We start from the raw sequence: 6,412 nt of genomic DNA, 5'->3' as shown, positions 1-6,412 counted from the left end.
GGCCCGGTCCTCATGGACCGGGCCTTCTCTTTGCTGAATGACTGGGCCTAGTGGCTCAGGCTCTTGGCTTCCTCGGGTGCTTCGACTGCCGCATGGCCATGGCCGTGGGCAGCTTCCAGCTCAGCCGGGGTGGCCGGGGCAACACGGTCCTCGAAGAACCAGCGGGAGAGGAACGCGCGGCGCTTCTCCTTGCGCGTCACCACACCGTGTTCGTTGGGAACAGCGGGCAGGACCTCGGGAGATTCGAAGCCCACCAGCTTGTAACGCTTGTACTCGTCCAGCGGCGCGTGTACCTCGATGAACTCGCCGTGCGGGAGGCGGACAATACGTCCGGTCTCCCGGCCGTGGAGGGCGATCTCGCGGTCCTTGCGCTGCAGGGCTAGGGCCACGCGCTTGGCGACGACGAAACCAATGATTGGCCCGACGAAGAACAGTGCACGCAGCCAGTACGTCACGTCGTTGAGCGATACATGGAAGTGGGTGGCGATGAGGTCGGAACCGGCCGCAGCCCACATCACGCAGTACCAGATGAAGCCGGCAACACCGATTGCAGTACGGGTCGGTGCGTTGCGCGGACGGTCCAGCACGTGGTGCTCGCGGTCGTCCTTGGTGATCCACCGCTCAATCCACGGGTACATAAACATCACCGTGAACAGGATCCCGGCCGGCACAAGGGCCGGAAGCAGGACGTTGAAGGTGAAGACGAAGCCGAACCAGTTCTGCTCCACGTGCCAGTTACCCAAGGTGCCGGGCATCAGGCGCAGCGCGCCGTCAACAAATCCGATGTACCAGTCGGGCTGGGTACCGGCGGACACCGGGGAGGGGTCGTACGGACCGTAGTTCCAGATCGGGTTGATCGTGAAGAAACCGGCCATCAGGGCCAGCACGCCGAAGACGATGAAGAAGAATCCGCCGGCCTTCGCTGCGTAGACGGGGCCCAGGGGGTAGCCCACAACGTTATTGTCGTTGCGTCCCGGGCCGGGGTACTGCGTGTGCTTGTGGACGACCACCATAAACAGGTGCAGGACGATCATCAGCAGGATCAGTGCCGGGACAAGCAGGATGTGCAGCATGTACAGGCGGCCGATGATGGCGGTGCCCGGGAATTCCCCGCCGAAGAGGAAGAACGAGATGTAGGTTCCCACGACCGGGATGGACTTGATCACGCCGTCGATGATGCGCAGGCCGTTTCCGGACAGCAGGTCATCGGGCAGGGAGTAGCCGGTGAAGCCGGCAGCCATGGCCAGGATGAGCAGCACGCTGCCCACCACCCAGTTCATCTCGCGGGGCCTGCGGAAGGCTCCGGTAAAGAAGACGCGCAGCATATGCACGGCGATGGAAGCGACGAACAGCAGTGCTGCCCAGTGGTGGACCTGGCGCATGAACAGGCCGCCGCGCACGTCGAAGGAGATGTCCAGGGACGAGCTGTAGGCCACTGACATCTCAACGCCCTTGAGGGGCACGTACGAACCGTCGTAGTGCGTCTCCGCCATGGACGGATCAAAGAAGAATGTCAGGAAGGTGCCGGACAGCAGCAGGATGACGAAGGAGTACAGGGCCACTTCGCCGAACATAAAGGACCAGTGGTCGGGGAAGACCTTGCGGCCGAATTCGCGGAGGATCCCGGAACCGCCAACACGTGAATCGACGAAGTCGGTGAACCGGCCTGTCTTGGTTTTGGCGACGAAAGCGGGCTCAGCTGTTGATGCTGCGCTCATGCATATCACGCTCCCAGTAACTTGGTCCTACAGGTTCTTTGAAGTCGCTGGTGGCGACCAGGTAGCCTTCGTCGTCAACTGCGATGGGCAGCTGGGGGAGAGGCCGGCTGGCGGGGCCGAAGATCACCTTGCACTCCTGAGTGAGGTCAAAGGTGGACTGGTGGCACGGGCACAGCAGGTGGTGCGTCTGCTGCTCGTAGAGAGCAACCGGGCAACCGACGTGGGTGCAGATCTTGGAGTAGGCAACGATGCCGTTGTAACCCCAGTCCTCGCGGCCCTCGGAAGGGTTCAGGGAAGCGGGATCCAGGCGCATGAGCAGCACAACGGCCTTGGCCTTTTCGTTGAGCTTGCCCTCGTGGAGTTCGTTGAGGCCTTCCGGAATGACGTGGAAGGCTGAGCCGATGGTGACATCGGATGCCTTGATCGGGGTCCCGTCAGGGTCCCGGGCGAGGCGCTTGAGCTTTCCGTCCGCGGGGGCCCACATGGTGTGTGCGAGCTTATTGTCCGGACGCGGACCCAGGTCACCGAAAAGGGCAACTGCGGGCAGCGGAGCCAACGCAACGGCACCAAGCAGGGTGTTGCGGATCAGCGGGCGGCGCTTGATGCCCGTCTCTTCCACGATGTCGTCCACGATCCGGACAGCGGCGCGGCGGTCCTCCTCGTAACGGATCGCGTGACGCTCTTCGGAGACTTCGTGGTCCGGCATCAGGGCCTTGGCCCAGTGCACGATGCCGGTTCCGATGCCCAGCATCGCGAACGCGGTACCGATACCCAGCAGCATGTTCTGGAGCCGGATGCTTTCAATCGTTGATTCACCGGCCCCCAGATCGATGGCGAAGTACGCCACCAGGAAGATCAGGGTGCCAACAACAGAAATGCCAAATAGTAAGGCGACCTGCCGTTCTGCCCGCTTTGCGGCCTTCGGGTCCGTGTCAGCCAGGCGCAAACGGTGCGGAGGAATTCCAGGATCCTGGAACTTCTCCACCTCATTCTGACCAGCCGTAGCTACGGTGCCCGAGTGGTTCGGACTGCCGTCACTATGGTTGCCCATAATTCGCCTCATCCTTCTCTCGTCCCGGCGGATGCCGGGTTAGTTTCTAATATCAAACTGCTGACTCGTCAGCAGAAGTTTGGTGTTCCGGAAGTGCTAGGACGTCCGTGAGGTCAGCCAGATGGTGAAAGCAATAATGACGCCGAGGCCTGCAACCCAGACGAACAGGCCTTCAGCCACGGGGCCGAGGGATCCCAGGTCAGCGCCGCCGGGGGAGCCGTTGGTTTCGATCTGCTTGAGGAAGGTGATGACATCGCGCTTGCCCTCAGGGGTGATGTTGGAATCGCTGAAGACCGGCATGTTCTGCGGACCGGTGACCATTGCCTCGTAGATGTGCTTGCCCGAAACATCGGCCAGGGCGGGAGCGAACTTGCCGCGGGTGAGCGCACCGCCGGCCGCAGCAGCGTTGTGGCACATGGCGCAGTTGGTGCGGAAGAGTTCGCCACCGGCAGCCGCGTCACCCTTTTCGTCCAACAGGCTTTCCTCAGGAAGAGCCGGGCCGGCGCCCAGGGAGGCGACATAGGCTGCAAGCTGGTGGGTCTGTTCGTCGTTGAACTGAACAGGCTTCTTCAGCGCCTGGGGGCCGTTCATCTGCATGGGCATGCGGCCGGTACCAACCTGGAAGTCGACAGCGGCAGCGCCGACACCCACGAGCGACGGACCATCCTTGGAACCGCTGGCGCCCATGCCGTGGCAGGTGGCGCAGTTGGCAGCGAAAAGCTTTCCGCCTTCCTCGACGTCACTTGTGCTGTACGTGGTGGTGGAAGCCTTGGCCTCGTTGACGGTGGTGGCCACGGCGTACAGCCCGCCAGTGATGAGGAGGCCCATCAGTAGGAGGGCAATGACTGCCAGTGGGTGTCGCCGCTTTTGCGAGAGTGCCTTCACGTGGTGGTTCCTTTATTCGATCCTGGGCGGGCTCCGGGAGCCGCTACCTGAAATTCTGCCTCTTGTAGAAAAAGAATCAAAGCTGGCTACTTGAGGACGTAGATGACCAGGAAGAGGCCGATCCAGACCACATCCACAAAGTGCCAGTAGTACGAGGTGACGATCGCTGACGTGGCTTCGAAGTGCCCGAACTTCTTCGCGGCGAAGGAGCGGCCCATGATCAGGAGGAAGGCAACAAGCCCGCCAATCACGTGGAGGCCGTGGAAGCCGGTGGTCATGTAGAAGGCCGAGCCGTAGGCGTTGGAGGAGAGCGAAACGTGCTCGGAAACCAGCATCGCGTATTCAGTGGCCTGGCCGGCGACGAAGAACGCACCCATCAGGAATGTGAGGGTGAACCATTCGTTCATACCCCAGCGGGCGAACTGGAAAGCCCCGCCTGTTTTGCGCGGCTGCAGCCTCTCGGCGGCGAAGACGCCCATCTGGCAAGTAAAGGAACTGGCCACGAGGACGATCGTGTTGACGAGCGCAAAGGGGAAGTTGAGCTTGGCTGTCTCTTCGGCCCACATCTCGCCGCTGGTGGAGCGGAGCGTGAAGTACATGGCAAAGAGACCGGCGAAGAACATCAACTCGCTGGAGAGCCACACTACGGTTCCAACGGAAACCATATTGGGGCGGTTCAGCGTGGGGTGCGCCGGGGTACTGGGGGCATGGGTCGCAGATGTCACATAGACATTATGTCTGTAAAACTCCGTGCTGCCCAACGCAAACCGGCTTTTCGGGGGACTTTTTCTACAAAGACGCGAAATCGCCCGGAAAAGTTCCCTTGACGGTTCACATTGGTCAGCCGCTGCTATCCCTCGATAGCATCAGCAAGTGACTTCACAGGCATCTGCGGCATTGGCGGACAACACGTGGCCCCGGCTGATTTCGGCCCTGATCAACGGCAAGGACCTCACCGCGGACAGCACCGCGTGGGCCATGGACACCATCATGTCCGGGGAGGCGACACCAGCCCAGATCGCGGGATTCCTGGTTGCCCTCAGTGCCAAGGGCGAAACCGTCGAAGAGCTCTCAGGCCTCGTGGATGCCATGCTGGCCCACGCCAACCCGGTCTCGATTTCCGGCGAAAAGCTGGACATCGTCGGTACTGGAGGTGACCAACTCAACACCGTTAATATTTCCACCATGGCCGCCCTGGTTGCTGCCGGGGCCGGCGCCAAAGTGGTCAAGCACGGCAACCGCGCGGCGTCGTCGTCGTCCGGATCAGCGGATGTGCTGGAGGCTTTGGGAGTCCGGCTGGACCTGTCCATCGACCAGGTGGCCCGCAACGCCGAGGTGGCGGGAATCACCTTCTGTTTCGCGCAGGTGTTCCATCCGTCTTTCCGTCACACGGCCGTGCCGCGGAAGGAACTGGCGATTCCTACTGCCTTCAATTTCCTGGGCCCGCTGACCAACCCTGCCAGGGTTCAGGCGTCGGCAGTCGGCGTCGCCAACGCGCGGATGGCGCCGCTGGTGGCCGGTGTCCTGGCCCAGCGGGGGAGCCGGGGACTGGTATTCCGCGGCAATGACGGCCTGGACGAGCTCACTACCACCGGCCCCTCGACCGTCTGGGAAATCCGGAACGGCAGGGTGGTTGAGCAGGTGTTCTCCCCGGAGGACCTCGGCATCCAACGTGCAACGGTGGATCAGCTGCGGGGCGGAGATGCCCGCGCCAACGCTGCTGTTGTCCGCGATGTCCTCGCAGGCAAGGAGGGGCCCGCCCGGGACGCCGTCCTCCTCAACGCAGCAGCCGGACTGGTGGCTTTTGACGCCGGCGCGGAAGGTTCATTGCTCGAACGCATGCGGACTGCCTATGCTCGGGCAGCAGAATCCATCGGGTCCGGGGCTGCTGCCGCGGTGCTCGAGAAATGGGTGTCGCTCAGCCGTTCCTGACGGGTGCGGCCTGCTACTCGAAACCGAGGGCGAAGGCTGCGTCCAGATCGTGCTGGGAGTAGGCGCGGAATGCGATATGCGTGGTGGTGTGGACCACTGCGGGCACCTTGGAAAGCCGGTCGGCAATGACATCGGCAAGGTCCTCGTGCTGCCGTACCCGTGCCACCGCGATCAGGTCCCATTCACCCGTCACTGAATAAACCTCGCTGATGCCCTCGATTGCTGAGATCTCTTCGGCAGTTTCAGGAATGCGGGCAGCGTCGGTCTTGATCAGAACGAAAGCGGTGATCACGTTTAATCCTTTCGGATCTGTTGCGCCGTAGCAGGGCCCGGCAGGCTTCTGGGTGCTGCCAGCCTATTACATTCCGCTCCGGACCCCGCGGGATCATCCGCGCCCTGCGTCAGTTCTTCCGGAGCCGGCGTGCTCCTGCCCACACCAGGCGCCAGCCGACCAGCAGCAGGCCCAGGCTCAGCAAGGCGACGATGATGAACGGCAGTACGACGGTTTGGCTGGTGAGGAGCCGGAGCGCCATGCCGCCGGCCAAGGCTCCGAGCCAGACTGCCAGGCCGGTCCGGCGCACGGCCAGCGGGTTACGCCAGGCTTTGGAGGCCAGCCAGCCCAGGGCCGCTCCGGCCAGGAACGGCCACGCTGTCAGGAACACGCCGACCACCACATCGCCACGCTGGTGTGCGTCCCGGCCCACGGCAGCAAACACCAGGATCAGGACGGCGTCCGTGACGGCTGCGGCTGCAATGGTTCCCTTGGAAAGAACATGCACGGGCCGCTGGATTGGAGGAGTCATGGATTCGAGCCTAGCAATGTCAA

General features: G+C 62.6%; 7 protein-coding genes. 1 reads left to right on the top strand and 6 read right to left on the bottom strand.

Annotation, left to right across the window (positions count from 1 at the left end):
* Positions 1-47: 47 nt before the first annotated feature.
* The 4 genes from FNL14_RS08540 to FNL14_RS08525 form a co-directional block, all read right to left on the bottom strand.
* The gene (locus FNL14_RS08540; RefSeq protein WP_091419965.1) at positions 48-1,718 is read right to left on the bottom strand and encodes a cytochrome bc complex cytochrome b subunit; all 1,671 of its coding nucleotides are present in this window, start codon (positions 1,716-1,718) and stop codon (positions 48-50) included.
* Positions 1,696-2,769, bottom strand: coding sequence for a ubiquinol-cytochrome c reductase iron-sulfur subunit (locus FNL14_RS08535; RefSeq protein ID WP_091419967.1), 1,074 nt, complete (start codon positions 2,767-2,769; stop codon positions 1,696-1,698). Before FNL14_RS08535 ends, FNL14_RS08540 begins: the two co-directional genes overlap by 23 nt.
* Before the next feature lie 96 nt (positions 2,770-2,865).
* Complete coding sequence (locus FNL14_RS08530; RefSeq protein WP_091419969.1) at positions 2,866-3,654, bottom strand: cytochrome c; 789 nt, start codon at positions 3,652-3,654, stop codon at positions 2,866-2,868.
* Between the two features lie 86 nt (positions 3,655-3,740).
* Complete coding sequence (locus FNL14_RS08525; RefSeq protein ID WP_255470745.1) at positions 3,741-4,415, bottom strand: heme-copper oxidase subunit III; 675 nt, start codon at positions 4,413-4,415, stop codon at positions 3,741-3,743.
* Positions 4,416-4,527: 112 nt separating this feature from the next.
* Between FNL14_RS08525 and trpD the strand changes: the two genes are divergently transcribed.
* On the top strand, positions 4,528-5,586 hold the full coding sequence (gene trpD / locus FNL14_RS08520) for an anthranilate phosphoribosyltransferase (RefSeq protein ID WP_142059244.1): 1,059 nt from the start codon (positions 4,528-4,530) through the stop codon (positions 5,584-5,586).
* Between the two features lie 13 nt (positions 5,587-5,599).
* Here trpD and FNL14_RS08515 read toward each other — a convergent pair whose 3' ends face one another.
* Positions 5,600-5,878, bottom strand: a complete 279-nt coding sequence (locus FNL14_RS08515) for an Lrp/AsnC family transcriptional regulator (RefSeq protein WP_091419975.1) — start codon at positions 5,876-5,878, stop codon at positions 5,600-5,602.
* Positions 5,879-5,987: 109 nt separating this feature from the next.
* Positions 5,988-6,389: a DUF3054 domain-containing protein gene (locus FNL14_RS08510; protein ID WP_142059242.1), complete on the bottom strand. Its 402-nt coding sequence runs from the start codon at positions 6,387-6,389 to the stop codon at positions 5,988-5,990.
* Positions 6,390-6,412 lie beyond the last annotated feature (23 nt).

Origin of the sequence: Pseudarthrobacter sp. B4EP4b, assembly GCF_006680095.1 — a bacterium.
In the GTDB taxonomy this organism is placed as follows: domain Bacteria; phylum Actinomycetota; class Actinomycetes; order Actinomycetales; family Micrococcaceae; genus Arthrobacter.
This window is presented reverse-complemented; position numbering and strand designations above follow the sequence as displayed.